The 1,724-nt window shown below is 42.9% G+C and carries 1 protein-coding gene and 1 pseudogene; both read left to right on the top strand.

Annotated features, from left to right (window positions below):
- Window positions 1-141 precede the first annotated feature (141 nt).
- Window positions 142-573 carry a plasmid mobilization protein gene (locus HMPREF2983_RS08070; protein ID WP_070667671.1) on the top strand — a complete coding sequence of 144 codons (432 nt, stop codon included), beginning with the start codon at window positions 142-144 and terminating at the stop codon, window positions 571-573.
- A pseudogene (locus HMPREF2983_RS08065) lies at window positions 557-1,628 on the top strand (relaxase/mobilization nuclease domain-containing protein). The gene HMPREF2983_RS08070 and the pseudogene HMPREF2983_RS08065 overlap by 17 nt, the downstream one beginning before the upstream one ends.
- Window positions 1,629-1,724: the final 96 nt, after the last annotated feature.

Below are 1,724 nucleotides of genomic sequence, written 5' to 3'. Positions count from 1 at the left end.
TTTGTACCCACAAACTGCGCTTGCTCCCCTCGTTTAATTGTCGGGGAGATTAGACCGTAATCACTTCGTTCTCATCGGTCAGTGTTCAGAAATTAAGCAATAACAAATCATCTACAATGATTAACTTTCAAAGAAACTTATATGGACAGATATAATAGAAAGACTGCCAAGTGGCAGCAACGAGGTAAGGAAGAAGTGAGGATGAACAAGACGGAGTTCATCAAGGTAAGATGTACAAGAGAGGAAAAGCAGCGTATTAGGTCAAAGGTAGAAAGTACAGGGCGGAAGTTCTCAGACTACTGCCGTGAGATACTCCTTAACGGTGAAGTGGCAGCTGTTCCCAAGATGACCGACTATGAAAGGGAAGCCATCGAACTACTCAGACGAACGGCCTACTTCTTCTCACATATTTCCAATCTTATCAAGGTAAAGGATGATGCATGGGTACTGATTACCCAAAGTCTTTCTTATCTGGCAAGGGAAGCATTTAAGCGTTTCTTCAATCCCAAATACCACATTGGGGAAAGGGTAATTAAACTCTTAAATCTGATGGAGAATGATAGGAAAGTGTAAGGCGATAGCACACGGAAGCACGGCTTTAGACTATATTTTCAGAGAAGGAAAACTCGGTAAAACACTTCTCTTTCATAATCTCTGTGGAACAACACCAAAGGAAATTTACGAGGAAATGAAGATGGTGAACGACTATAACACACGGTGCAGAAACAAGTTCCTCCGCATTGAAATCGGTATAGCCCCAAAGGACGAGAAAGGATTGAATTTAACCTCTGTCCGTAATCTTGCATCAAACTTTGCAGGGTGCATGGGGCTTGCCGACCATCAATGGGTAGCGGTTACACACAAAGACACCGACAATATGCATATCCATATCATCGCCAATCGCATTAGTCTGTATGGCAACGTTTATGACACTACCTTTGTGAGCAGCGAGGGTCGCAGAGGAACTTAGCCGTAAGTACGGCCTGACCATTGCAAAGGAAGTAAAAGCGGAAAGACAACACCAAAAAGCAAAGGCCAATCCTACGAGAGAACAGACCAAGCAACAAATACAGAAGATTTGCTATGCCCTACTTGAAAAATACAAAGGCACAGGCATCACGGGGCACTCCATGTTCCTCTACGACCTTAACAAGAGTGGTGTAACCATAGAACGTTTGAAAAACAAGCAGGGTAAAGTATATGGTTTGAAGTTCTCCTACAACGGGCAATGTTTCAAGGCTTCCGAAATCGGCAGGGAGTTCGGCTACCGTTCCTTGCAAAAGAACTTTGAAGTAGCCAATAAAGCCGAAACAAAGGAGACGATAACAAAAGCTCACACAATGGCACACGAGACTGCAAAAGATAAAACTCACTCAAACACAGGCTATCAACTTGTTCCTCCTAGTCGTTCATACATACCGCCTACAAAAGCAAACGAAGGTTCATCTATTGCACAAGCCGTAGGAAATGTAGCAAGTGTCGCCTTGAATGCAGCCGAAGAAATGATTTCGGGGGCAGGTGGACTTATTAATCCACAGACACACGGTGATGATTATGCCGAGATGGCTTGGCAACGAAAACTCAGAAGCCAAGCCAAGAAAAAGAAGAAACGAGGAAGAGGTATATAATAGATAGCTCTTCTCTATTTCCAATCACCAAAAAACTCAATGATGACGCAAATGAACGAAATTCTTATCAAAAACGCTTGTTATTCAAAGCAAATG

The organism is Prevotella sp. HMSC077E09 (genome assembly GCF_001814685.1).
Taxonomy (GTDB): domain Bacteria; phylum Bacteroidota; class Bacteroidia; order Bacteroidales; family Bacteroidaceae; genus Prevotella; species Prevotella oris.
This window is presented reverse-complemented; position numbering and strand designations above follow the sequence as displayed.

What these genes read in the sequence shown, in the direction of transcription:
- HMPREF2983_RS08070 (WP_070667671.1), top strand. Translation starts at nt 142, where the DNA reads ATGGACAGATATAATAGAAAGACTGCCAAGTGGCAGCAACGAGGTAAG.